The following is a 24,528-nucleotide window of genomic DNA, read 5'->3' as shown; positions in this document are numbered from 1 at the left end:
CCGGCGCCCGTCAGGCGGGGGAGGGGTCGCCGCGGAGCCGGCTGAACAGCACCTGGTCGTGCCAGGCGCCCGCCCGGAACCATGCGTGGCGCAGCACGCCCTCGCGCACGAAGCCGGCCTTCGTCAGCGCCCGCTGCTCGGCGACGTTCTCGAGGTCGGTTCCGGCCTCGAGCCGCTCGATGGTCGTGGTCGCGAAGAGGTACTCGGCGACGAGCCGCTGCGCGGCGGTGCCGTAGCCGCGCCCGCGGTGCTCCGGCAGGAGCTCGATGCCGATGTTGAGGGCCCGGGCGACGCCCTTCGGCCCGTGGTGCAGCGCGAACCACTGCACGTCGCCGACGTAGCCGGCGCCGTCGACGTCGACGGCGAGGCCGCCGTGGTCCTCGCCGAGGAACCCGTCGCGGGCGTACCGCGCCGCGAAGGCGTTCGTACGGCGGTAGCCGAAGAAGTCGACCCCCTCCGGCTCCTGCGGCATCGCGTCGAAGCGCGCCGCGTCGTCCGCCGTGTAGGGCCGCAGCCGCACCTCCCGCATGCGCGTCACACTAACGGCGGGCACGGCAGGTACGGCGATCAGCGCGTCGTGATGCGGCCGAAGCGGCGGATCGCGAGGGGCACGAACACGACGAGCAGCACGGCCATGCCGATCAGCACGGCGGGGATCGGATGCTGCAGCGTCCACGATCCGCCCGGCGGTGCGTGCGGCGGCACGTTGCCGAACAGGGTGCGGGCGGCGAGCACGAGCGCCGACACGGGGTTCAGCTCGGCGAAGACGCGCAGCGGCGTCGGCAGGTTCTCGCTCGGGACGAACGCGTTCGAGATGAACGTGAGCGGGAAGAGCACGAGGAACGACACGTTGTTGATCACCTCGGGGCTGCGCACGCTCATGCCGAGCAGCGCCATGACCCACGAGAGCGCGTAGGCGAAGCCGAGCAGCAGCGCGACCGCGGCGAGCGCCTCGAGCGGGCTCGAGTGCACGCGCCACCCGACGATCAGCCCGGTGGCCATCATCACGACCATCGACAGCGCGTTGATGAGCAGGTCGCCGTTCGTGCGGCCGACGAGCACCGCGGACGGCCGCATCGGCAGGGTGCGGAATCGGTCGATGATGCCGTCGCGGAGGTCGTTCGCGATCGCGGAGCCGGAGAAGGTGGAGCCGAACACCACGGTCTGGGCGAAGATGCCCGCCATGATGAACTCCTTGTAGCTGCTGCCCGGGATGTCGATCGACCCCGCGTAGACGTAGCTGAACAGCAGCACGAACATGATCGGCTGCAGCGTCGTGAAGACGAGGATGTCGGGCACCCGCCGGATCTTGATCAGGTTGCGGCGCGTGGTGATCCACCCGTCAGAGAACCACTGCGCGACGGGCCCCAGGGTGCGCGGCACGGGGGCGACGCCGGCGGGTGCGCTCATCGTGCGCTCCGCCCCGCCGGCTGCTGCGCAGGCGCCGCGTCCCCCGCGGAGGTGGCGTGCCCGGTGAGACCGAGGAACACGTCGTCGAGCGTCGGCCGCTCCATGCCGATGTCGTGGAGGGCGAGGCCCGCGCGCCGCACCTCGCCGAGCACCTCCTGCAGCGCGCTCGCGCCGTCGGCGACCGTGACACCGAGCGTCCGGCCGTCGTTCGAGTCCTGCACGGGGCCGGTGCCGACCCGCGCGAGCACGGGCCGCACGAGGTCCGCGTCGGCGGGGGAGACGAGCGTCAGCTGCACGCGCTGACCGCCGATCTGCGACTTCAGCTCGTCGGCCGTGCCGCGCGCGATGACCTGCCCGTGGTCGATGACGGCGATGTCGTCGGCGAGGCGGTCGGCCTCCTCGAGGTACTGGGTGGTGAGGAGCACGGTCGTGCCGCCCTCGACCAGGCGGCCGATCACCTCCCAGAGCCCGAGCCGGCTGCGGGGGTCGAGGCCCGTCGTCGGCTCGTCGAGGAACAGCACCGGCGGGTCGATCACGAGGGCGCAGGCGAGGTCGATGCGGCGGCGCATGCCGCCCGAGAACCCCTTGACCGGCCGGGTGCGGGCGTCCATCAGGTCGAACAGCTCGAGCAGCTCGAGGGCTCGCCGCCTCGAGTCGCGGGCCGACAGGTGGTAGAGCCGGCCGACCATGTCGAGGTTCTCGAACGCGGAGAGGTTCTCGTCGACCGCCGCGTACTGCCCGGAGACGCCGATCATGCGCCGCACCCGGTCGGGCTCGCGGAGCACGTCGACCCCGTCGATCGTCGCCGTGCCCGACTCGGGCCGGATCAGCGTGGTGAGCACCTTCACGGTGGTCGACTTGCCGGCGCCGTTCGGGCCGAGCAGGCCGAGGACCGTGCCTGTGGGGACGGCGAGGCTGAGGCCGTCGAGCGCCTTCACGACGGGCGCCCTGCGCGGCCGGTAGGTGACGCGGAGGTCGCGCGCCTCGAGGAAGGCCATGGCGCAGGCTACCGACGGGCGCGGACAGCGGTCGAGCGCTCGCAGGCGCGGAATACCGGCCCCGGTACCATCGTTCCCGTCAGGGTCTCGCGCTCGCACGTCGAGCCCTGCCCCGCGGCGCTCCGCCGCCCCCCGGTGCCCGCCCGATGCGCGCCGGGCTCCTGAAGCCTCCGGAAGGACGCCCACCGATGGCGCACGCCACCCGCTCCGACCTGCGCAACGTCGCCATCGTCGCGCACGTCGACCACGGCAAGACCACCCTCGTCGACGCGATGCTGAAGCAGACCCACTCGTTCGCCGAGCACGCCCACGTCGACGAGCGCGCGATGGACAGCAACGAGCTCGAGCGCGAGAAGGGCATCACCATCCTCGCGAAGAACACGGCGATCACCTACCGCGGCGCGCACACCGACGGTCCGGTCACGATCAACGTCATCGACACCCCGGGCCACGCCGACTTCGGCGGCGAGGTCGAGCGCGGGCTGTCGATGGTCGACGGCGTCGTGCTGCTCGTCGACGCCTCCGAGGGGCCCCTGCCGCAGACCCGGTTCGTGCTGCGCAAGGCGCTCGAGGCCAAGCTGCCCGTGATCCTCGTCGTCAACAAGACCGACCGTCCTGACGCCCGCATCGAGCAGGTCGTCGAGGAGTCGCACGACCTGCTGCTCGGACTCGCGTCCGACCTCGCCGACGACGTGCCCGACCTCGACCTCGACGCCATCCTCGATGTGCCGGTCGTGTACGCGTCCGGGCGGAACGGGGCCGCGAGCTGGAACCGGCCCGACAACGGGCGGCTGCCCGACAACGACGACCTCGAACCGCTGTTCGAGGCGGTGCTGAAGCACATCCCCGCGCCGTCCTACGACGACGAGGCCCCGCTCCAGGCGCACGTCACGAACCTCGACGCGTCGCCGTTCCTCGGCCGTCTCGCGCTCATCCGCGTCTTCAACGGCACGATCCGCAAGGGGCAGACGGTCGCGTGGGTACGGGCCGGCAAGGAGTCCTCGAACGTGCGGATCACCGAGCTGCTCGCCACGCGGGCGCTCGAGCGCTATCCGACCGAGTCGGCGGCGGCCGGCGACATCGTCGCGGTGGCCGGCATCCCCGACATCACCATCGGTGACACGCTCGCCGATCCCGACGACGTCCGGCCGCTCCCGGCCATCCACGTCGACGAGCCCGCGATCTCGATGCTCATCGGCACGAACACCTCGCCGCTCGCGGGCAAGGGGGGCAAGGGGCACAAGCTCACCGCGCGCCTCGTCAAGGACCGGCTCGACCGCGAGCTGATCGGCAACGTGTCCATCCGTGTGCTCGACGCCGGTCGCCCCGACGCCTGGGAGGTCCAGGGGCGCGGCGAGCTCGCGCTCGCGATCCTCGTCGAGCAGATGCGCCGCGAGGGCTACGAGCTCACGGTCGGCAAGCCGCAGGTGGTGACGAAGCAGGTCGACGGCCACCTGCAGGAGCCCTTCGAGCACCTCACCGTGGACGCCCCGGAGGAGTACCTCGGCGCCGTCACGCAGCTGCTCGCGGCCCGCAAGGGCGTCATGCAGGGCATGACGAACCACGGCACCGGGTGGGTGCGCATGCAGTTCCGCGTGCCGTCCCGCGGCCTCATCGGCTTCCGCACCGAGTTCCTCACGGTCACCCGCGGCACCGGCATCGCGAATGCGATCTCGGACGGCTACGACCGCTGGGCGGGCGCGATCACGACCCGCGTGAACGGCTCGATGGTCGCGGACCGCTCGGGCGTCGTCACGCCGTTCGCGCTGCAGAACCTGCAGCAGCGGGGGACGTTCTTCGTCAAGCCGACGGAGGAGGTCTACGAGGGCATGGTCGTCGGCGAGAACTCCCGCCAGGACGACATGGACGTGAACGTCACCAAGGAGAAGCAGCTGAACAACATCCGCTCGTCCACGGCGGACGAGCTGGAGCGCCTCACCCCGTCGCGCGAGCTGTCGCTCGAGGAGAGCCTCGAGTTCGCCCGCGACGACGAGTGCGTCGAGGTGACCCCGACGGCCGTGCGCATCCGCAAGGTGGAGCTCGACCAGACCGCGCGCGGCCGTGCCGCCTCGCGCATGAAGCGGCAGATGGCCGACGCCTGACACCGTCGTCCCTTCCCGCACGGCCCCTCGGTCCCGCCGACCGAGGGGCCGTCGTCGTTCCCGCAGGCCGCCGCCGGCGCCCGTGCCGTGCCCTCGGAAGCCCGGGCAGCGGAGCGGCGGCCCGTGCGCACCTCCGCGACACGCCCGAGGTGTCCCACGTGTTTGCGCAGCGGCCCGGATCCACGTAACTTCTCCTCTCGCCCCCAGACGGTGCGGAAAGCGCGGAAGCGCTCCGGCCTCAAGCGGGAAGCCTCTGAAGCCTTCGGGCCGCGGAACCGACGGGATGCCCGGCGGAGCGGAGAAGGATTCGGGACGATCGAGGTGCCCCAGGTCGCCGGAGTGGAAGCTTCGGTGGGTGGTGTGCGGTCGATCTTTGAGAACTCAACAGCGTGCACAATTGTCAATGCCAATAAACCTCGTCGGCCAGGCTCTGTCTGGTCGGGAGATTCCTTTGGATTGATGGATGTCAGTAGACATCCGACAGTCATGATTGAACTCGTAGTCCGCCGGTCGGTTCCCGTCTGGTGGCTGCATCCTGGTTTCCGTTGCTTTCGGGTGGCGGGTCTAGACCTTTATGGAGAGTTTGATCCTGGCTCAGGACGAACGCTGGCGGCGTGCTTAACACATGCAAGTCGAACGGTGATGCGGAGCTTGCTCCGCTGATCAGTGGCGAACGGGTGAGTAACACGTGAGTAACCTGCCCCGGACTCTGGGATAAGCGTTGGAAACGACGTCTAATACTGGATATGACTTGGAACGGCATCGTTCCGGGTGGAAAGAATTTCGGTTCGGGATGGACTCGCGGCCTATCAGCTTGTTGGTGGGGTGATGGCCTACCAAGGCGACGACGGGTAGCCGGCCTGAGAGGGTGACCGGCCACACTGGGACTGAGACACGGCCCAGACTCCTACGGGAGGCAGCAGTGGGGAATATTGCACAATGGGCGCAAGCCTGATGCAGCAACGCCGCGTGAGGGATGACGGCCTTCGGGTTGTAAACCTCTTTTGGCAGGGAAGAAGCGAGAGTGACGGTACCTGCAGAAAAAGCACCGGCTAACTACGTGCCAGCAGCCGCGGTAATACGTAGGGTGCAAGCGTTGTCCGGAATTATTGGGCGTAAAGAGCTCGTAGGCGGTTTGTCGCGTCTGCTGTGAAAACGCGAGGCTCAACCTCGCGCCTGCAGTGGGTACGGGCAGACTGGAGTGCGGTAGGGGAGATTGGAATTCCTGGTGTAGCGGTGGAATGCGCAGATATCAGGAGGAACACCGATGGCGAAGGCAGATCTCTGGGCCGTAACTGACGCTGAGGAGCGAAAGCGTGGGGAGCGAACAGGATTAGATACCCTGGTAGTCCACGCCGTAAACGTTGGGCGCTAGATGTGGGGGCCATTCCACGGTTCCCGTGTCGCAGCTAACGCATTAAGCGCCCCGCCTGGGGAGTACGGCCGCAAGGCTAAAACTCAAAGGAATTGACGGGGGCCCGCACAAGCGGCGGAGCATGCGGATTAATTCGATGCAACGCGAAGAACCTTACCAAGGCTTGACATGCACTCGAAACGGCCAGAGATGGTCGCCCCGCAAGGCGGGTGCACAGGTGGTGCATGGTTGTCGTCAGCTCGTGTCGTGAGATGTTGGGTTAAGTCCCGCAACGAGCGCAACCCTCGTTCTATGTTGCCAGCGGGTCATGCCGGGAACTCATAGGAGACTGCCGGGGTCAACTCGGAGGAAGGTGGGGATGACGTCAAATCATCATGCCCCTTATGTCTTGGGCTTCACGCATGCTACAATGGCCGGTACAAAGGGCTGCAATACCGTGAGGTGGAGCGAATCCCAAAAAGCCGGTCTCAGTTCGGATTGAGGTCTGCAACTCGACCTCATGAAGTCGGAGTCGCTAGTAATCGCAGATCAGCAACGCTGCGGTGAATACGTTCCCGGGCCTTGTACACACCGCCCGTCAAGTCATGAAAGTCGGTAACACCCGAAGCCGGTGGCCCAACCCTTGTGGAGGGAGCCGTCGAAGGTGGGATCGGTGATTAGGACTAAGTCGTAACAAGGTAGCCGTACCGGAAGGTGCGGCTGGATCACCTCCTTTCTAAGGAGCACCTGCACGTCCGCCTCCGGGTGGTCGTGCCAGGCAGGCCACTGCCGAGCCGTTCGTGCTCGGGTGGCTGCTCAAGGGTGGAACATTGACGATGAGTCGCCGGGATGCCGGCGTCCTGCCAGTACGAGCCGCTTCGGTGGTTCTGGAAGAGAGGGCGCTGCTGTCGTGGTGGCGTGTGCACGCTGTTGGGTCCTGAGGGATCGACGCCGCTGGAGCTCGGGAACGGGTGCGGGCGGTTCGGGACCTCGGACCTCGTCTGGTCCGGCTTCGGCCGGGTCCGGGTGGGGTGCCGACCGTAGGTTGAGAACTACATAGTGGACGCGAGCATCTGAACCCGCGCGGCGCTTCTTCGGGAGTGGTGTGGCGGGTTCGAACAGCAATTTTGGTCGAGCTCGGATCTCGTCTTCGGACGGGGTTCGGGCACGATTCTCATGCGTGGTCAAGTTTTCAAGAGCAAACGGTGGATGCCTTGGCATCTGGAGCCGAAGAAGGACGTAGCAATCTGCGATAAGCCTCGGGGAGCCGATAAGCGGGCTTCGATCCGAGGATGTCCGAATGGGGAAACCCCGCCAGGTGCAGCGATGTGACCTGGTGACTCCCGCCTGAATGTATAGGGCGGGTAGAGGGAACGTGGGGAAGTGAAACATCTCAGTACCCACAGGAAGAGAAAACAACAGTGATTCCGTGAGTAGTGGCGAGCGAAACCGGAAGAGGCTAAACCGAGTCACGTGTCAAGCCGGCAGGCGTTGCGTGTCCGGGGTTGTGGGACTCCGCTTGATGGTCTGCTGAGCCGTCGGGCGTATGTGGTGCGGTGTAGACGAACGGTCTTGAACGGCCGATCAGAGAGGGTGTCAATCCCGTAGTCGAAACATCGCTCCCGCGTCGTGGAGCACCCGAGTAGCACGGGGCCCGAGAAATCCCGTGTGAATCTGCCAGGACCACCTGGTAAGCCTAAATACTCCCAGATGACCGATAGCGGACAAGTACCGTGAGGGAAAGGTGAAAAGCACCCCGGGAGGGGAGTGAAATAGTTCCTGAAACCGTTTGCTTACAAACCGTCGGAGCGATCCTTGTGGTTGTGACGGCGTGCCTTTTGAAGAATGAGCCTGCGAGTTAGCGATATGTGGCGAGGTTAACCCGTGAGGGGGAGCCGGAGCGAAAGCGAGTCCGAACAGGGCGAGTGAGTCGCATGTCCTAGACCCGAAGCGAAGTGATCTACCCATGGCCAGGTTGAAGCGACGGTAAGACGTCGTGGAGGACCGAACCCACCAGGGTTGAAAACCTGGGGGATGAGCTGTGGGTAGGGGTGAAAGGCCAATCAAACTTCGTGATAGCTGGTTCTCTCCGAAATGCATTTAGGTGCAGCGTTGCGTGTTTCTTGCCGGAGGTAGAGCTACTGGATGGCCGATGGGCCCTACAAGGTTACTGACGTCAGCCAAACTCCGAATGCCGGTAAGTGAGAGCGCAGCAGTGAGACGGTGGGGGATAAGCTTCATCGTCGAGAGGGAAACAACCCAGACCACCGACTAAGGCCCCTAAGCGTGTGCTAAGTGGGAAAGGATGTGGAGTTGCATAGACAACCAGGAGGTTGGCTTAGAAGCAGCCACCCTTGAAAGAGTGCGTAATAGCTCACTGGTCAAGTGATTCCGCGCCGACAATGTAACGGGGCTCAAGCACACCGCCGAAGTCGTGGGATTCGCATTAGTGACAGGCCTTCGTGGTCCAGTCGTGCGGATCGGTAGGAGAGCGTCGTGTGGCGGGTGAAGCGGCGGAGGAATCCAGCCGTGGACGCCACACGAGTGAGAATGCAGGCATGAGTAGCGAAAGACGGGTGAGAAACCCGTCCTCCGGAAGACCAAGGGTTCCAGGGCCAGGCTAATCCGCCCTGGGTAAGTCGGGACCTAAGGCGAGGCCGACAGGCGTAGTCGATGGACAACGGGTTGATATTCCCGTACCGGCGAAGAACCGCCCCAGTCAATCCAGTGATGCTAAGAGTCCGAAGCCTCCGGTGCCCCTTGTGGGTGCTGGGGGTGGAGCACTCGACCCGAACTGGTGCGGCTAGCGTATTAACAGGTGTGACGCAGGAAGGTAGCCGAGCCGGGCGATGGTTGTCCCGGTCCAAGGGTGTAGGGCGAGGCATTGGCAAATCCGTGCCTCATACAGCCTGAGACCTGATGGGTACCCCTCACGGGGGAAATCGGTGATCCTATGCTGCCGAGAAAAGCATCGACGCGAGGTTCCAGCCGCCCGTACCCCAAACCGACTCAGGTGGTCAGGTAGAGAATACCGAGGAGATCGAGAGAATCGTGGTTAAGGAACTCGGCAAAATGCCCCCGTAACTTCGGGAGAAGGGGGGCCGGAGCCGTGAACGGACTTGCTCCGGGAGCGGTGATGGCCGCAGAGACCAGTGGGAAGCGACTGTTTACTAAAAACACAGGTCCGTGCGAAGTCGCAAGACGATGTATACGGACTGACGCCTGCCCGGTGCTGGAAGGTTACGAGGAGGGGTCAGCCGCAAGGCGAAGCTCTGAATTTAAGCCCCAGTAAACGGCGGTGGTAACTATAACCATCCTAAGGTAGCGAAATTCCTTGTCGGGTAAGTTCCGACCTGCACGAATGGCGTAACGACTTCCCAACTGTCTCAACCACGAACTCGGCGAAATTGCACTACGAGTAAAGATGCTCGTTACGCGCAGCAGGACGGAAAGACCCCGTGACCTTCACTACAGCTTGGTATTGGTGTTCGGTGTGGCTTGTGTAGGATAGGTGGGAGACTGTGAAGCGGGCACGCCAGTGTCCGTGGAGTCGTTGTTGAAATACCACTCTGGTCATTCTGGATGTCTAACCTCGGACCGTGATCCGGTTCAGGAACAGTGCCTGGTGGGTAGTTTAACTGGGGCGGTTGCCTCCTAAAGAGTAACGGAGGCGCCCAAAGGTTCCCTCAACCTGGTTGGCAATCAGGTGTCGAGTGTAAGTGCACAAGGGAGCTTGACTGTGAGACTGACAGGTCGAGCAGGGACGAAAGTCGGGACTAGTGATCCGGCAGTGGCTTGTGGAAGCGCTGTCGCTCAACGGATAAAAGGTACCTCGGGGATAACAGGCTGATCTTGCCCAAGAGTCCATATCGACGGCATGGTTTGGCACCTCGATGTCGGCTCGTCGCATCCTGGGGCTGGAGTAGGTCCCAAGGGTTGGGCTGTTCGCCCATTAAAGCGGTACGCGAGCTGGGTTTAGAACGTCGTGAGACAGTTCGGTCCCTATCCGCTGCGCGCGTTGGAAGTTTGAGAAGATCTATCCCTAGTACGAGAGGACCGGGATGGACGAACCTCTGGTGTGTCAGTTGTTCCGCCAGGAGCACCGCTGATTGGCTACGTTCGGACCGGATAACCGCTGAAAGCATCTAAGCGGGAAGCCGTCTTCAAGATGAGACTTCCATGCCCCTCGAGGGTGTGAGGCTCCCAGTAGACGACTGGGTTGATAGGCCGGATGTGGAAGCACCGCAAGGTGTGGAGCTGACCGGTACTAATACGCCGACGACTTCACCACACATGGTTCAAGAAAGCTGTTGTGTGCTCGCGTCCACTCTGTGGTTCCCGACCGACGGTCACGCACGTGATCCCGTCACAGGGTCGAGAGCGTTACGGCGGCCATAGCGAGAGGGAAACGCCCGGTCACATTCCGAACCCGGAAGCTAAGACTCTCAGCGCCGATGGTACTGCGGGGGCGACCCCGTGGGAGAGTAGGACACCGCCGGACATCTTCTGCACACGAAAGGCCCACCAGCACCGCTGGTGGGCCTTTCGTGCGTTCGGGGCTATCCCTTCGGCGTGAGCGCACGGATGCGGTCCGCGAGCTCCCGCTGGAAGAAGTCGAGGAAGCCGTCGGGGTCGGGCCCGGCGTTCTGCAGCACGATGTGGTCGAAACCGGCATCGACGTCCTGCTGGATCACGTGCAGGTGCGTCTCGATGTCCGGCCCGCACGCGAGCTGCTGCCTCACCGCATCGGGCGTGACCGTGCCGACGGCCGCCACGAAGTCGACCGGGCTCGGCAGCTCCGCCATGACCTTCCAGCCGGTGAACGCCCATGCGCTCTTCTCGAGCACGGCGTCGACCGCCTCCTGCTCGGTCCGCGCCCAGGCGAGCGGCGCTTCGGCGTACGCGGGGCCGCTGCCGGCCGCCTGGTCCCAGGCGCCGACGACGTCGCCCTTCGGCTCGGTCGCGACGACACCGTCGCCGAGCTCGGCGGCGATGTGGGCGGAGGCGCCCCCGCTGATCGCCACCGCGATGGGCGGCAGCCGATCGGGGAGGTCGAAGACCCGGGCGTCCTCGACGCGGAGGTGCTTGCCCTCGTAGGAGTGGTAGCCGCCCTGCCACAGCAGCCGGATGATCTCGAGGGCCTCGCGGAGGCGCTCGTGCCGGATGCGGATGCCGGGGAACTCGCCGACGATGTGCTCGTTCAGGCGCTCGCCGGCGCCGACCCCGAGGGTGAGGCGCTCGTCGGACAGGATCCCGAGCGTCGCCGCGGCCTGGGCGATGATCGCCGGGTGGTAGCGGAAGGACGGGCAGGTGAGCCCCGTCGCGAGCCCGAGGGTCGTGGTCGTGCCGCGAGCACCGACAGGATGCTCCAGGTGAAGCCCGAGTGCCCCTGGGCCTCGACCCACGGCGAGGAGTGGTCGCTCAACTCCACGAAGTCGAACCCGACGGCTTCGGCCGCGACGCCCTGGCGGACGATCTCCTTCGGGTCGAAGGCCTCGGTGGTCAGCTCGTACCCGATCCGCATGCCGTGCTCCCTGTCGTCCAACGGCTGCGGTCGGCGGGAGGCCAGGCGCGGCTCCCTGGACGGCGGCAGGAGCCGGGCTGTCCAGCGACCGGGCATGCGCCGTTCCTAGACTCGGGTCCATGCAGTACAGGCGACTCGGACGCTCGGGGCTCCTCGTCTCGACCATCACCCTCGGCACCATGGGCTACGGGGGCACCGGCTGGGCGACGCCCGTCGGCAGGATCGATGTGGCGGGAGCGCGGAGGCAGGTCGACCTCTGCCTCGAGGCGGGCGTGAACCTCTTCGACACGGCCGATGTGTACTCGAACGGCCTGTCCGAGCAGATCCTGGGTGAGGCGCTCGGCGACCGTCGCGACGACGTGCTCATCGCGACGAAGGTGCGGGGCGGCATGGGCGACGGACCGAACGACGAGGGCCTGTCGCGGCACCACATCATCCGCGCCGCCGAGGCGAGCCTGCGCCGCCTGAACACCGACCACATCGACCTGTACCAGGTGCACGAGTGGGACGGCCTCACCCCGCTCGACGAGACGCTCTCGGCCCTCGACTCCCTCGTGCAGTCGGGCAAGGTGCGCTACGTGGGCTCCTCGAACTACACGGGGTGGCAGCTGATGAAGGCGCTGTGGACGTCGGACCGAGGCGGGTACGAGCGCTTCGTCAGCGAGCAGATCTACTACTCGCTGCAGGCTCGCGACGCCGAGAACGAGCTCGTGCCGATCGCGCTCGACCAGGAGCTCGGCATCCTCGTCTGGAGCCCCATCGCGGGCGGGCTGCTGTCCGGCAAGTACCGCCGCGGTCAGGACGCCCCGGAGGGCACGCGCCGCTTCGAGGGCTGGACCGAGCCACCCGTGCACGACGAGGACCGTCTGTACGACACCGTCGACGCACTCGTCGCGATCGGTGAGGAGCACGGGGTGTCGGCCGCGCAGGTCGCGCTCGCGTACCTCCTCGCGAAGCCCGCCGTGACGTCGGTCATCGTCGGTGCCCGCACCGAGGAGCAGCTGCAGGACAACCTCGCCGCCGCGAGGCTCGAGCTCTCCGCCGCCGAGGTCGACCGGCTCGACGCCGTGAGCGGCGTGCCGCTGCTCTACCCGTACTGGCACCAGGCGAACACGGGAGCGGGACGGCTCAGCCCCGCCGACCTCAGCCTGCTGAAGCGTCACCTCCCGCAGTAGGCGCAGCGCGCGGGAAGGGCGTCAGGCGAAGAGCGGGGCTCCGACGTACGAGCCCCGCTCCGCGCCCGGCGGCACGGCGAAGATCCCGCTGCCGACGTGCACGACGTACTCGTTCAGCCGATCGGACGCCGCGAGCCGCTCCTGGATGGGGATGAACTGCCTCCGCGGATCACGCTGGTAGGCCAGGAAGAACAGGCCCGCATTCAGCCGGCCGAGGTCGTCGTTGCCGTCGACGAAGTTGTAGCCGCGGCGCAGCAGCTGCGCGCCGCCGTTCGCCGACGGATGCGCGAGCCGCACGTGGGCGCCGGCCGGGATCACCGGCCCGGCCGCCGTGCCGGCCCTCAGGTCGAGGGCGGTGTGCTCGGTGCCGCCGGTGAGCGGCGCCCCCTCGCCCTTCGTGCGTCCGATCGTCTGCTCCTGCTCCGTGAGGCTCTGGTGGTCCCACGTCTCGATCCGCATCCGGATCTTGCGCACGGTGAGGTAGCTGCCGCCCGCCATCCAGCCCCCCTCGTCACCCACCCACACCGAGCGGGCGACGTCGGACGCGTCCTCGGCCTTGAGGTTGGCGGTGCCGTCCTTGAAACCGAAGAGGTTCCGGGCGGTGGCCTGTCCCCGTGTCGTCGAGGAGGTGCGGCCGAAGCCGAGCTGCGACCAGCGCAGCTCGGCGCGGCCGAACGCGATGCGGGAGAGGTTGCGGATCGCGTGCACCGCGACCTGCGGGTCGTCGCTGCACGCCTGCACGCAGAGGTCCCCGTCGGAAGCGGCGGGAACGAGCTGCTCGCCGGCGAACCGCGGCAGCTCCACGAGGGCTGCCGGACGCTTCACGGCGAGGCCGAAGCGATCCTTCCCGTCCGCGGTGCGGAACAGCGACGGGCCGAACCCGAAGGTGATGGTGAGTCCGGCGGGGGAGAGGCCGAGCGCCTCGCCGGTGTCGTCCGGCGGCGCGGCGGCGACGCCCTGGGACACGGGCGTCCCGCCGGCGCCGGTGCCGGCGGTCATCCGCGCGGCGGCACCGGTCCAGTCCTGCAGCAGGGCGATCAGGTCGGCACGGGTCGTCCCATCGGCGAGATCGAACGCCGCGAAGTGGAGACGGTCCTGCGCCGCCGTGGTGATGCCCGCCTGATGCGCGCCGTGGAACTGCTCCACGCGGTCCGGGGCGGCACCGGCTGCGGCCGCCCCGCTCCGCTCGAGGCCCGTGGCCGTCGCCGCGCCGATCCCGGCGCCGGCCGCCCCGATGCCGAGCGCACGGAGCAGTCCCCGGCGCGAGACGCCCGCCTTCGCGACGCCGATCACCCGAGCTCCTCGAGCACGGCGGCGGTGAGCTCCGACAGCGGCTCGCTGACCGCGTTCACGCCGTCCGACAGGGCCTTCACGTCCGACTTTGACAACGAGTCGTAGGAGCGGAAGCCGGCCCCTGCCGACCCGTACCTGGCGAGCGCGTCCTCGAGGGCGGCGAAACGACGATCGAGCGTGCGGACGAGCGCGGCGTCCTGCCCCTCGGCGAGGCCGCGGACCGCGCGGTAGGCGACCTGCGCCCCCTCGACGTTCGCGGCGAAGTCGGCGAGATCCGTGTGCGAGTACACCTCCTCCTCGCCGGTGACCTTCGAGGCGGCGATCTCGTCGAGCAGACCGATCGCCCCGTTGCTGATCCCGTCCACGGAGAGCGGGAAGGACGGCGCGCTCACCCGCTCGACCAGCTGCTGCGTGCGGTGCACGAGCAGCGTCGCCTGCTGCTTCCGCTCGCTCGCCGGAAGGTGGGTCGAGGTCCAGAGGTCCTGCTCGAGGCGGTGCCAGCCGGTCCACACGGCGCCGTCGGCGAGGTCGGCCTTCCGGGCGTCGAGCTGCGGATCGAGGTCGCCGAGCTTCTCGGCGATCGGCTCGATGCGCTCGTAGAAGGCGCGCGCCTTCGGATAGGCGGCCTTCGCCGAGGCGGTGTCGCCCCGCTCGACGAGCGCGGCGAACCCCTCGGTCGCCGTCAGCAGCGCTGCGGCCTGCTCGCGCACGTACGCACGATAGGTCGAGACTGCCGCCGTCGCTGCGGCGCTCGACTCGCCGGTCGTGCCGCCGCGGACCGTGAAGGCCGTCCGGCCGACGCCCGGACCGGTCATCCCCGGCCTGCAGAGCGTCGTGTAGCGGCCCGCCGTGGTGCGCACCGAGAGGCGCTGCGTGAGCCCGGGGCCGATGTTCTCGAGCTCGCCGAGGATCGTGACGCCGTCCGCGGCGAGCAGCTCGAACTCGGTGACCGTGCTGCCCGAGTTCGTCACCGCGAAGGTGGTCGTCCCGCTCCTCACGCTGGTCGCGGAGAGCGCGCACGACGTGTCGGACGCGGTCACGGTGACGCCGCCGGCGGCGCCCGCCGCCGAGCCGGGGGCGCCGCTGCTGCAGCCCGCGAGCAGCGCAGGGACGAGCACGGCGGCGGCTCCGGAGGCGGCGACGCGGCGGAGGGCGCGCGGGAACGGCATGGTGCTCCTTCGGGAAGCGGAGGCGCGGCGCGAGCAGCGCCGAGGGCGGTGCGGGTCCGGGTCAGACGGCTGCGGCGACGCGGGAGCGGACGGGGCCCGTGCGCCGGCGCAGCGCGAGGACGAACCCCGTGCCGACGACGGCGACGTAGGCGACCCAGACGGCCAGCTCGAGCCACGTCGTCACGGGGGAGAAGTTGAACAGGCCCTTCAGCAGCGTGCCGTACCAGCTGTCGAGGGGCACGGCGCCGCTCACGTCGAACGCGATGCTGCCGAGGCCGGGCAGCAGCGACGCCTCCTGCAGGTCGTGCACGCCGTAGCTGAGCACGCCCGCCGCGACGACGACGAGCAGGGCTCCGGTCCAGGTGAAGAAGCGCTTCAGGTCGATGCGGACGAGCCCGCGGGTGAGCAGCGCGCCGAGCAGCACGGCGGTGCCGATGCCGAGCACCGCACCGGTGAGCGCGACGGCCGACTGCCCGGACGACTGCACCGCCGACCACAGGAACAGGCTCGTCTCGACGCCCTCGCGGCCCACCGCGAGGAAGGCGAGCACCACGACGCCCCAGCCGGCGCCGGCGATCGAGCGGTCGACGTCCGACTTCAGGCTCGACGAGAGGCTCGACGCGTTGCGCGTCATCCAGAAGACCATCCACGTGACGAAGCCGACGGCGAGGATCGAGAGCGCCCCGCCGATGCCCTCCTGCGCCTGCGTGCTGAGCGCGGCGGTGCCGAACGTGAGCGCGGCGCCGACGCCCAGGGCGAGCGCGACGGCGAGGCCGATGCCGGTCCAGATGCGCGGCTTCAGGTCGTTCCGGCCGAGCTTGCCGACGTAGCCGAGGAGGATCGACACGATCAGCGCGGCTTCGAGGCCTTCGCGCAGGCCGATGAGGGAGTTCGCGAACACGTTCCGCTTCCGGGGCAGATGGAAGTAAGGATTGCCTTACCTTCCTTCACCCTAACCTGCCCCTCCCGGGCTGTCGACGCGCGCACCTGGGAGGATGGCAAGCGTGCGACCCGCGTGGAACGAGCTGCTGGTCGGGCTGCCCCTCGCCGGGATCGCGGGTCTGCTCGTCGGCGCGCTCGGCACGTTCAAGCACCAGGTCGGGCTGGGCGCGGCCGGAACCGGCCTGCCGATCGGCCTCCTGCTCTGCCTGCTCATGGTCGCCGCCGTGCTGGTCGCGCTCCGCGTCGCCTTCGACACCCGCCTCCATGCCGCCGCTGCCGCAGCCGGGGTGCTCGCGGCCGTGCTCGTGCTCGCGCAGCCCGGACCCGGCGGCTCGGTCGTCGTGTTCGGGCTCGCGGGCATCGTCTGGGTCGCCGGCGCGATCGTCCTCGGGGTCGTCCTCGTCGCCGTCCCCGCTCCGCGGCACAGGAACCGGGAGCCCGCCGATGGGATACTGGACGTCCAACGGGATCAGTGAGGGAACCGACTCGTGACCTATGTCATCGCGCTGCCGTGCGTGGACGTGAAGGACCGCGCCTGCATCGACGAGTGCCCCGTCGACTGCATCTACGAGGGCGACCGGATGCTCTACATCCAGCCCGACGAGTGCGTCGACTGCGGCGCCTGCGAGCCGGTGTGCCCGGTCGAGGCGATCTACTACGAGGACGACCTGCCGGCGCAGTGGTCCGACTACTACAAGGCCAACGTCGAGTTCTTCGACGAGGTCGGCTCGCCGGGCGGGGCCGCGAAGGTCGGAGTGATCCACAAGGACCACCCCGTCGTCGCCGCGCTGCCGCCTCAGGCGTGACCGCCGCGCCGCGCGCCCCGCTCGCTAGGCTGCCCCGGTGACCGACGACGCCGAGCCGACCGCCGCCACCCTGAGCTTCCCGGGTGGCTCGGCGGAGTTCCCCATCCTCGCGGCCACCGATGGCGCTGCGAGCATCGACATCTCCGCGCTGCGGAAGAAGACCGGCTTCAACACCCTCGACAACGGGTTCGTCAACACCTCCTCGACGGCGTCCGCGATCACCTTCATCGACGGCGACCGCGGGGTCCTCCGATACCGCGGCTACCCGATCGAGGAGCTCGCGCAGCACTCGACCTACCTCGAGGTGGCGTGGCTGCTCATCCACGGCGAGCTGCCGACCGAGCACGAGCTCGAGGAGTTCGACGCGAAGATCCGCCGGCACACGCTGCTGCACGAGGACCTCCGCCGCTTCTTCACGGCGCTGCCGCACAACGCGCACCCGATGACCGTGCTCTCGAGCGCCGTCAGCGCGCTGTCCACCTACTACGAGGACGACCTGTCGCCGCACGATCCCGAGCAGGTCGAGGTGTCGACGATCCGGCTCCTCGCCAAGCTGCCGGTCATCGCCGCCTACGCGCACAAGAAGGCGCTCGGGCAGGCGTTCCTCTACCCCGACAACCGCCTGTCGTTCGTCGACAACTTCCTCCGCCTCAACTTCGGCACCATGGCCGAGCCGTACGAGGTGAACCCGGTGCTCTCTCGTGCGCTCGAGCGGCTGCTCATCCTGCACGAGGACCACGAGCAGAACGCGTCCGCCTCGACCGTGCGGCTCGTCGGCTCGACCGAGGCGAACATGTTCGTCTCCATCGCCGCGGGCATCGCGGCCCTGTCGGGGCCGCTGCACGGTGGTGCGAACGAGGCCGTGCTCGGCATGCTCGCCCGCATCCGCGACTCGGGCGAGGGCGTCGGCGCCTTCGTCGAGCGCGTGAAGAAGAAGGAGGCGGGTGTCCGCCTCATGGGATTCGGGCACCGCGTCTACAAGTCGTACGACCCGCGCGCGAAGCTCGTGAAGGAGAGCGCCGACGAGGTGCTCGACTCGCTGGGTGTGCACGACCCGCTGCTCGACCTCGCCCGCGAGCTCGAGCAGATCGCGCTGAACGACGACTACTTCGTCGAGCGGCGCCTCTACCCGAACGTCGACTTCTACACGGGCGTCCTCTACAAGGCGATGGGGTTCCCGGCCCGCATGTTCACGGTGCTCTTCGCGATCGGCCGGCTGCCCGGGTGGATCGCCCACTGGCGCGAGGCGAACGCCGACCCGGCGACGAAGATCGGCCGCCCGCAGCAGCTCTACGTGGGCCCGACGGAGCGCCACCTCGACCGCTGACCCGGCTCCCGCGCCCGATTCCGGGGGCGTTGCGACGAAGCGGGCGCGAGACGACGCCCGGGATGTCGGGAGTCGCCCGGATCTCGGGAGGGGCCCGGGTCAGTGGAGGGCCGGGTTCAGACGGATGCCCGCGCCGCTGCGCTCCACCGCCTCGACCGCGCCCGAGAGCGAGTTGCGGCGGAACAGCAGGTTCGACAGCCCCGAGAGCTCGCGCGCCTTCACGATGCGGCCGCCCTCCCCGGGCAGCGCGACCTTCGTGCCGGCGGTGAGGTACAGACCCGCCTCGATGACGCAGTCGTCGCCGATCGCGATGCCGAGGCCGGCGTTCGCGCCGAGCAGGCATCGGCGCCCGATCGAGACGCGCTCGGTGCCGCCGCCCGAGAGCGTGCCCATGATGGACGCGCCGCCACCGATGTCGGAGCCGTCGCCGACGACGACGCCCTGCGAGATCCGGCCCTCGACCATCGAGGCGCCGAGGGTGCCCGCGTTGTAGTTGACGAAGCCCTCGTGCATGACCGTCGTGCCGGGCGCGAGGTGCGCGCCGAGGCGCACGCGGGAGGCGTCGGCGATGCGGACCCCCTTCGGCACCACGTAGTCGAGCAGCCGCGGGAACTTGTCGAGTCCCAGGATCTCGACGCCGTCGCGCCCGAGGAGCTCGCGGCGGAGCGCCGGGGCCTGCCCGGGTGCCGCGGGTCCGCGGCTCGTCCACAGCACAACGGGCAGCACGCCGAAGATCCCGTCGAGCGAGATCGTGTTCGGTTCGGCGAGCAGGTGCGACAGCAGGTGCAGCCGCAGGTAGGCGTCGGCCGTGGAAGCCGGCGGCACGTCGAGGTCGATCGCGACCCGCACCACCGTCCGCTGCACGCCGAGCCCCTCGTCGGTTCCCGACAGGCGCTGCAGGTCGACCGGCGCCGCCGCCTCCGGCGGCGCCTCGCCGAGCGCGGGGGAGGGGAACCACGTGTCGAGCACGCCGCCCGCGAGCGTCGTCGTCGCGAGGCCGAAGCCCCAGGCCTGCCGCGCGGCGTCCGTCATCCCGCCAGGCTATCGGCGGCGCCGGGAGCGCTCCGGGGCCGCTCGCTACACTTCGGCGATGGCCGGTCTCGACCTCACCCAGGACGTCGTCGGGATCACGCGGCAGCTCTGCGACGTGTTCTCCGTCTCCGGCGCGGAGGGACCGCTCGCCGACGCGATCGAGCAGGCGGTCGCGCCGCTGCCGCACCTCGACGTCCGGCGGTACGGAGACACGGTCGTCGCCCGGACCGGGCTCGGGCGGCCGGCACGGGTCGTGATCGCCGGGCACATCGACACCGTGCCGGTGAACGACAACCTGCCGACCAGGTTCCTCGAGGAGGACGGCGAGCGCGTGCTCTGGGGACGGGGCACCGTCGACATGAAGGCCGGGGTCGCCGTGCAGCTGAAGCTCGCCGCCGAGGTCGCCGAGCCGCGGAACGACGTGACCTGGATCTGGTACGACCACGAGGAGGTCGGCGAGGACCTGAACGGCCTGAACCGGCTGCTCCGCGAGCATCCCGAGGAGCTCCGCGGCGACTTCGCGATCCTCGGCGAGCCGACCGTCGCCGGGATCGAGGGCGGCTGCAACGGCAACCTCCGCGCCGAGGTGCGCACCTTCGGCCGCCGCTCGCACTCCGCGCGCGGCTGGGTGGGCGTGAACGCGATCCACCTCGCCGCGCCGATCCTCGACCGGCTCGCCGCCTACGAGGCGGCGAGCGTCGAGGTCGACGGCCTCGTCTACCGCGAGGGGTTGAACGCGGTCGGCATCCGGGGCGGCGTCGCGGGCAACGTGATCCCCGACGAGTGCATGGTGCACGTGAACTACCGCTTCGCACCGAGCCGATCGGCCGACGAGGCCGTCGCGCACGTCCGCGAGGTGTTCGACGGCTTCGACGTGCGCATCGTCGACCTCGCCGCCGGGGCGCGTCCCGGCCTCGACGCCGCAGTCGCCCGTGCCTTCGTGGAGGCGGTCGGCGCCGAGCCGCGGCCGAAGTACGGCTGGACCGACGTGGCCCGCTTCTCGGGCCTCGGCGTGCCGGCCGTGAACTACGGCCCCGGCGACCCGCTGCTCGCGCACGCCGACGACGAGCGGGTGCCCGTCGCGCAGATCCTCGCCGTCGAGGCGGGCCTGCGGGCGTGGCTGACCGGGACGTGACCGGCACCGTCGCGCCCGCTCGGGCCGCCACCGACCGCGGGACGCGGCTCGCGGCGCTGCCGTGGTGGGCGTCGGTGCTCGCCGTGTTCGCCGCGTCCCGCGTCGTCACGACGCTGCTGTTCCTCTGGGTCGGCACGCAGGCCACGAGCGCATCGCGGGCGGGCGCGCATCCGGATCTCGTCGCGCTGGGCACCGCTTGGGACGGTCAGTGGTACTGGCTCGTCTCGGAGTCCGGCTACCCGAGGACGCTGCCCACGGGCGCCTCCGGCGCGGTCGACACGAACCAGTGGGCGTTCCTGCCGCTCTACCCGTACCTGGTGCGGCTGCTCTCGTTCGGCGTGGGGCCCGCCTGGCCGCCGGTCGCCCTGATCGTCTCGACGGCGTTCGGCTTCGGCAGCGCCCTGCTGCTCGCCGCGCTGCTCCGCCGGCGCCTGCCCGACCGCGACGTGGTGTTCGCGGTCGCGGTCTTCTCCGTCGCCCCGCTGTCGTTCGTGCTGCAGACCGCGTACGCCGAGTCGATGGGCCTGTTCCTGCTGCTCGCGGTGCTCTGCCTCGTCGACCGGCGACGGTATCTCGCGGCGATCCCGGTGGTCGTCGCGCTCGCCTTCACCCGGCCGATGGCGCTGCCCGTCGCGCTCACGGTCGGTCTGCACCTCGTCGTGCGGCTCGTCACCGCCCGGCGCGGCGGGGAGCCGCTGCCCCGCCGCGAGCTGCTCTCCGGGAGCGCCCTCGTCGCCGTCGCCGCCGCGGCGGGCTTCGCCTGGGCGGCCATCGCGGCGCTCGCGACGGGCGTCCCCGACGCCTACTTCCAGACGGAGCAGGCGTGGCGGGCGCTCTGGATGCCGGACACGCCGTTCGCGTACTTCACGCCGTGGCTCTTCGCAGCCGGCTTCTGGTTCGGCCGCTTCGGCCCGTTCGCGGGTCCCCTCGTGCTCGGGGCGCTGCTCGTCGGCGTCGTCCTGCTGCTGCTCGCTCCCGCGGTGCGCCGCCTCGGCACCCTCGTGCGCCTCTGGGCGGCGTCGTACGTGCTCTACCTGCTCGCCGTGTTCTTCCCGCAGTCGAGCCTGTTCCGGCTGCTCATGCCGCTCGCGCCGCTCGCGGGCGCGGTGGTGCCCCGCCGCCTCCCGGTGCGCATCGCGGTGCTGGCGGGGTCGATCGCGCTGCAGGCGCTGTGGCTCTGGTGCGTCGACGGCCCGTTCCAGGAGTACTGGAGTGTGCCCTGATCAGGCACAAGGCCATCGGCGCATTTGAGTGTCGCGCCGCTTCCACCGATAATGGAGCGAGAGCGTTCGACAGGAAGAGGTGCTCGCATGGCGGCGATGAAACCGCGCACGGGTGACGGACCGATGGAGGCCGTCAAGGAGGGCCGCCTCATCATCGTTCGAGTGCCGCTCGAGGGCGGCGGCCGCCTGGTCGTCTCGGTGAACGACGCCGAGGCGCGCGAGCTCCGCGACGCGCTGGCGAACGCCATCGGCTGACCTGAACCTGCTTCGCTGCGGCTCGCGCCGCCGGGTCACCGGCGCACGAGCTGCAGCAGGCCGTCCCCGACGGGGTTGAGCGAGGCGAGCACGTCCTCGCGCTCCCGGATGCTCTTCAGGAGGTCGCGGTAGGCGACCGTGGCGCGGTCGCGCTTCGTCGCGTTCGGGACCTTGCCGCCCTGCAGCACGCGAGCGATGAGCACGGTGCCGCCGGGCTTCGCGATGCGGAGCGCCGCAGCGGTGTGCTCGGCGACGCCCTCCCAGCCGGCATCGACGAGCACGAGGTCGTACGCGTCGTCGTTCATCCGGGGCAGCACGTCCTCGGCCGTGCCCGTGATGAACCGCACCTGCTTCGACGGGTGCCCGGCTGCGGCGAACAGGCCACGCGCGACCTGGTGCTGGTCGAGGTCCTGGTCGATCGTCGTCAGCTGCGCCTCGCGCGCCCCGCGCAGCAGCCAGAGTCCCGAGACGCCGACGCCCGTGCCGATCTCGACGATCGAGGTCGCCGGGCGTACCGCGGCGGCGACCGCGAGGGCCGCGCCCCCGGCCGGTGAGACGGGCTCGACGCCGAACTGCGCGGACGACTCCCGCGCGTCGCGGAGGACGTCGTCCTCGACGGCGAAGGCGTCGGCGAACGCCGGGACGGGGGTGTCGGCCATCGGGATCCACCATAGGCCCGGCGCACGGGCCGCTTCCGGATGTGCGGGAAGCGGCGGGTTCGCGCGGGAAGCGATCTACGCTCGTCCCATGGGACTGGGTTTCGAGAAGCTGCTCGTGATCGGGGTGGTCGCGCTCTTCCTCATCGGTCCCGAGCGCCTGCCCGGTTACGCCGCGAAGCTCGCCTCCTTCGTCCGCGCCGCCCGGCGCATGCTCGACGACACCAGGGCGAAGATGCGCGAGGAGCTCGGGCCCGACTTCGACGAGGAGGAGTGGCGCAAGCTCGACCCGCGGCAGTACGACCCGCGGCGCATCATCCGGGACGCGCTGCTCGAGCCGGTCGACGAGGAACCGGCCGACGATCCGGTCGACGACTTCGAGCCGGAGCCCGAGCCGGTGCCGGTGCGCCGGGTCGAGGCCGGCCTCGCGTCGGCGACGTTCGACCCCGAGGCGACCTGAGGCGAGCCGGCGCCTAGGACGCGCGCGGCGCGACGGGCAGTCTCCGGCCGGCGAGCCCGCGCGGCACGGCGGCGATCCGCTCGGCGAGCGCGAGCAGCGCCGCAGCCGCGGGATCCCCGGGCTCGGCGAGCACGACGGGCAGGCCCGCGTCGCCGCCGCGGCGCAGCACGGCGCTGAGCGGCACCGACGCGAGCAGCGGCACCGGCTCCTCCGGCGTCGTGAGCCGCGCCGCGACCGCCGCGCCGCCGCCCGAACCGAAGAGGTCGAGCAGCGAGCCGTCCGCGAGGGGAGCCGGGCTCATCGTCTCGATCACGCCGGCGATCCGCTGGCCGAGCTTCCGGGCGACGAGGCCGGAGCGGACCGCGACGTCGGCGGCGGCGGGCTGCGGCGTCGTCACGACGAGCACCTCGGCGTCGGGCAGCAGCTGCCCGAGCGAGATGGCGACGTCGCCGGTGCCGGGCGGCGCATCGACGAGCAGCACATCGAGGTCGCCGAAATGCACGTCGGTGAGGAACTGGTTCAGGGTGCGGTGCAGCATCGGCCCACGCCAGGCGACGGCCTCGTCGCGCTGGGAGGGCTTCAGGAACATGCCGATCGAGATGGCCTTCACGCCGTGCGCGACGGGCGGGAGGATCAGCCCGTCGAGGTCGGTCGGTGCCGTGCCCTCGGGGATGCCGAGCAGACCGGGGATCGAGAAGCCGTGCACGTCGGCGTCGAGCACGCCGACCGAGAGCCCGCGCGCGGCGAGCGCGACGGCGAGGTTCGCGGTGACCGTCGACTTGCCGACACCGCCTTTGCCGCTCGTGACCGCGATCACCCGGGTCAGCGTGCCCTCGCCGAACGGGTTGCGACGCGCGCCACGCAGCCGCTCGGTGAGCGCGGCACGGCGCCCCGGGTCCATGACGCCGAGCCGCAGCGCCACCTCGTCGACGCCCGGCACCGCGAGCGCGGCCGCCCGCACCTCGCGCTCGATGCGATCGGCGGCGGGGCAGCCCACCACGGTGAGGCTCACGGCGATCCGCGCCGTGCGGCCCTCGACCACGACCCCGTCGACCATGTCGAGCTCGGCGATCGGCCGCCGGATCTCGGGATCCTGCACACGCCCGACGGCCTCCCGCACCCGCGCGGCGAGCGCGTCGGTCACGGGCGCTCGAGCGCGTCGGGCTCGCGGGCGGTCGTGCGGTCGGCGTCGCGCCTGTCGAGCTCCTCGAGCAGCGACCGCAGCTCGCTGCGCACGAAGTCCTTCGAGGCCATGTCGCGCACGAGCAGCCGCAGCGCGACGATCTCGCGGGCGAGGTACTCGGTGTCGTCGAGCCCCCGCTGCGCCTGCTGCCGGTCCTGCTCGACCTGCACGCGGTCGCGGTCGTCCTGCCGGTTCTGCGCGAGCAGGATGAGGGGCGCCGCGTAGGAGGCCTGCAGCGACAGGATCAGCGTGAGCAGCGTGAAGTTCTGCGCGCGGGGATCGAACTGCACCGACACCGGCGCCAGATCGTTCCAGCCGAGCCAGGCGACGACGAAGACGGTCATCCCGATGATGAACCCGGATGTCCCCATGGCTCGAGCGAAGCCCTCGGAGAACCGGCCGAAGACGTCGCGGCTCCCGCGCTGCTGGCGGCGGCGGCCGAGGCCCTTCGGCTCCTCGAGGGGATCGATCTCGCGCCGCTGAC

Annotated in this window: 20 protein-coding genes and 3 rRNA genes; 12 read left to right on the top strand and 11 right to left on the bottom strand. The window is 69.5% G+C overall.

Features of this window, described 5'->3' with window-relative positions; all coding sequences use genetic code 11:
* Positions 1 to 10 precede the first annotated feature (10 nt).
* Genes QDR37_RS15460 through QDR37_RS15450 form a run of 3 tightly spaced genes read right to left on the bottom strand, consistent with a single transcriptional unit; the run spans position 11 to position 2,408 of the window.
* Positions 11 to 529 carry a GNAT family protein gene (locus tag QDR37_RS15460; protein WP_279714668.1) on the bottom strand — a complete coding sequence of 173 codons (519 nt, stop codon included), beginning with the start codon at positions 527 to 529 and terminating at the stop codon, positions 11 to 13.
* A 38-nt stretch (positions 530 to 567) separates the two neighbouring features.
* Positions 568 to 1,410 (bottom strand): ABC transporter permease, encoded by an 843-nt coding sequence (locus tag QDR37_RS15455; RefSeq protein ID WP_279714667.1) that lies wholly within the window; start codon positions 1,408 to 1,410, stop codon positions 568 to 570.
* Complete coding sequence (locus tag QDR37_RS15450; RefSeq protein WP_279714666.1) at positions 1,407 to 2,408, bottom strand: ATP-binding cassette domain-containing protein; 1,002 nt, start codon at positions 2,406 to 2,408, stop codon at positions 1,407 to 1,409. The genes QDR37_RS15455 and QDR37_RS15450 overlap by 4 nt, the downstream gene beginning before the upstream one ends.
* A gap of 188 nt (positions 2,409 to 2,596) precedes the next feature.
* Between QDR37_RS15450 and typA the strand changes: the two genes are divergently transcribed.
* The 4 genes from typA to rrf all read left to right on the top strand — a co-directional run bounded on the left by typA (position 2,597) and on the right by rrf (position 10,365).
* Positions 2,597 to 4,510 carry a translational GTPase TypA gene (gene typA / locus QDR37_RS15445; RefSeq protein WP_279714665.1) on the top strand — a complete coding sequence of 638 codons (1,914 nt, stop codon included), beginning with the start codon at positions 2,597 to 2,599 and terminating at the stop codon, positions 4,508 to 4,510.
* A 571-nt stretch (positions 4,511 to 5,081) separates the two neighbouring features.
* Positions 5,082 to 6,600, top strand: a 16S ribosomal RNA gene (locus QDR37_RS15440).
* A gap of 446 nt (positions 6,601 to 7,046) precedes the next feature.
* Positions 7,047 to 10,155, top strand: a 23S ribosomal RNA gene (locus QDR37_RS15435).
* 93 nt (positions 10,156 to 10,248) lie between these two features.
* Positions 10,249 to 10,365 (top strand): 5S ribosomal RNA (rrf, locus tag QDR37_RS15430).
* The 16S, 23S and 5S rRNA genes sit together here, the layout of an rRNA operon.
* A gap of 58 nt (positions 10,366 to 10,423) precedes the next feature.
* Here the strand turns inward: rrf and QDR37_RS15425 are convergent.
* A complete protein-coding gene (locus QDR37_RS15425) occupies positions 10,424 to 11,269 on the bottom strand; it encodes a TIGR03557 family F420-dependent LLM class oxidoreductase (protein WP_279714664.1) in 846 nt (281 codons plus the stop codon).
* Positions 11,270 to 11,507: 238 nt separating this feature from the next.
* Between QDR37_RS15425 and QDR37_RS15420 the strand changes: the two genes are divergently transcribed.
* On the top strand, positions 11,508 to 12,563 hold the full coding sequence (locus QDR37_RS15420) for an aldo/keto reductase (protein WP_279714663.1): 1,056 nt from the start codon (positions 11,508 to 11,510) through the stop codon (positions 12,561 to 12,563).
* A 21-nt stretch (positions 12,564 to 12,584) separates the two neighbouring features.
* On the opposite strand, the gene efeB is transcribed toward QDR37_RS15420, so the two are convergent.
* From efeB to efeU, 3 genes are all read right to left on the bottom strand, one after another.
* A complete protein-coding gene (gene efeB / locus QDR37_RS15415; RefSeq protein WP_279714662.1) occupies positions 12,585 to 13,856 on the bottom strand; it encodes an iron uptake transporter deferrochelatase/peroxidase subunit in 1,272 nt (423 codons plus the stop codon).
* Positions 13,853 to 15,025, bottom strand: coding sequence for an iron uptake system protein EfeO (gene efeO / locus QDR37_RS15410; RefSeq protein ID WP_279714661.1), 1,173 nt, complete (start codon positions 15,023 to 15,025; stop codon positions 13,853 to 13,855). Before efeO ends, efeB begins: the two co-directional genes overlap by 4 nt.
* Before the next feature lie 61 nt (positions 15,026 to 15,086).
* The gene (gene efeU / locus QDR37_RS15405; protein ID WP_279714660.1) at positions 15,087 to 15,926 is read right to left on the bottom strand and encodes an iron uptake transporter permease EfeU; all 840 of its coding nucleotides are present in this window, start codon (positions 15,924 to 15,926) and stop codon (positions 15,087 to 15,089) included.
* 103 nt (positions 15,927 to 16,029) lie between these two features.
* On the opposite strand from efeU, the gene QDR37_RS15400 reads away from it, so the two are divergent.
* Genes QDR37_RS15400 through QDR37_RS15390 form a run of 3 tightly spaced genes read left to right on the top strand, consistent with a single transcriptional unit; the run spans position 16,030 to position 18,100 of the window.
* Positions 16,030 to 16,443: a hypothetical protein gene (locus QDR37_RS15400; protein ID WP_279714659.1), complete on the top strand. Its 414-nt coding sequence runs from the start codon at positions 16,030 to 16,032 to the stop codon at positions 16,441 to 16,443.
* Between the two features lie 12 nt (positions 16,444 to 16,455).
* On the top strand, positions 16,456 to 16,773 hold the full coding sequence (fdxA, locus tag QDR37_RS15395; RefSeq protein ID WP_279714658.1) for a ferredoxin: 318 nt from the start codon (positions 16,456 to 16,458) through the stop codon (positions 16,771 to 16,773).
* A gap of 37 nt (positions 16,774 to 16,810) precedes the next feature.
* Entirely contained in the window at positions 16,811 to 18,100 is a 1,290-nt protein-coding gene (locus QDR37_RS15390; protein ID WP_279714657.1) for a citrate synthase, read from the top strand.
* 99 nt (positions 18,101 to 18,199) lie between these two features.
* On the opposite strand, the gene dapD is transcribed toward QDR37_RS15390, so the two are convergent.
* Positions 18,200 to 19,132 (bottom strand): 2,3,4,5-tetrahydropyridine-2,6-dicarboxylate N-succinyltransferase, encoded by a 933-nt coding sequence (gene dapD, locus QDR37_RS15385; protein ID WP_279714656.1) that lies wholly within the window; start codon positions 19,130 to 19,132, stop codon positions 18,200 to 18,202.
* 58 nt (positions 19,133 to 19,190) lie between these two features.
* Here dapD and dapE point away from each other — a divergent pair, with 58 nt between their 5' ends.
* The 3 genes from dapE (at position 19,191) to QDR37_RS15370 (ending at position 21,745) form a co-directional block, all read left to right on the top strand.
* Entirely contained in the window at positions 19,191 to 20,267 is a 1,077-nt protein-coding gene (gene dapE, locus QDR37_RS15380; RefSeq protein WP_279714655.1) for a succinyl-diaminopimelate desuccinylase, read from the top strand.
* The gene (locus QDR37_RS15375) at positions 20,249 to 21,490 is read left to right on the top strand and encodes a hypothetical protein (protein ID WP_279714654.1); all 1,242 of its coding nucleotides are present in this window, start codon (positions 20,249 to 20,251) and stop codon (positions 21,488 to 21,490) included. Before dapE ends, QDR37_RS15375 begins: the two co-directional genes overlap by 19 nt.
* Positions 21,491 to 21,577: 87 nt before the next feature.
* Positions 21,578 to 21,745 carry a DUF3117 domain-containing protein gene (locus QDR37_RS15370; protein WP_279714653.1) on the top strand — a complete coding sequence of 56 codons (168 nt, stop codon included), beginning with the start codon at positions 21,578 to 21,580 and terminating at the stop codon, positions 21,743 to 21,745.
* 35 nt (positions 21,746 to 21,780) lie between these two features.
* Here QDR37_RS15370 and QDR37_RS15365 read toward each other — a convergent pair whose 3' ends face one another.
* The gene (locus QDR37_RS15365; RefSeq protein ID WP_279714652.1) at positions 21,781 to 22,404 is read right to left on the bottom strand and encodes a class I SAM-dependent methyltransferase; all 624 of its coding nucleotides are present in this window, start codon (positions 22,402 to 22,404) and stop codon (positions 21,781 to 21,783) included.
* Between the two features lie 88 nt (positions 22,405 to 22,492).
* Here QDR37_RS15365 and QDR37_RS15360 point away from each other — a divergent pair, with 88 nt between their 5' ends.
* Positions 22,493 to 22,861 carry a twin-arginine translocase TatA/TatE family subunit gene (locus tag QDR37_RS15360; protein WP_279714651.1) on the top strand — a complete coding sequence of 123 codons (369 nt, stop codon included), beginning with the start codon at positions 22,493 to 22,495 and terminating at the stop codon, positions 22,859 to 22,861.
* A 13-nt stretch (positions 22,862 to 22,874) separates the two neighbouring features.
* Here QDR37_RS15360 and QDR37_RS15355 read toward each other — a convergent pair whose 3' ends face one another.
* Positions 22,875 to 24,005: a P-loop NTPase gene (locus tag QDR37_RS15355; protein ID WP_279714650.1), complete on the bottom strand. Its 1,131-nt coding sequence runs from the start codon at positions 24,003 to 24,005 to the stop codon at positions 22,875 to 22,877.
* Entirely contained in the window at positions 24,002 to 24,514 is a 513-nt protein-coding gene (locus tag QDR37_RS15350) for a DUF1003 domain-containing protein (RefSeq protein WP_279714892.1), read from the bottom strand. Before QDR37_RS15350 ends, QDR37_RS15355 begins: the two co-directional genes overlap by 4 nt.
* Positions 24,515 to 24,528: the final 14 nt, after the last annotated feature.

It is taken from the genome of Amnibacterium sp. CER49, assembly GCF_029846255.1.
Taxonomy (GTDB): domain Bacteria; phylum Actinomycetota; class Actinomycetes; order Actinomycetales; family Microbacteriaceae; genus Amnibacterium.
This window is presented reverse-complemented; position numbering and strand designations above follow the sequence as displayed.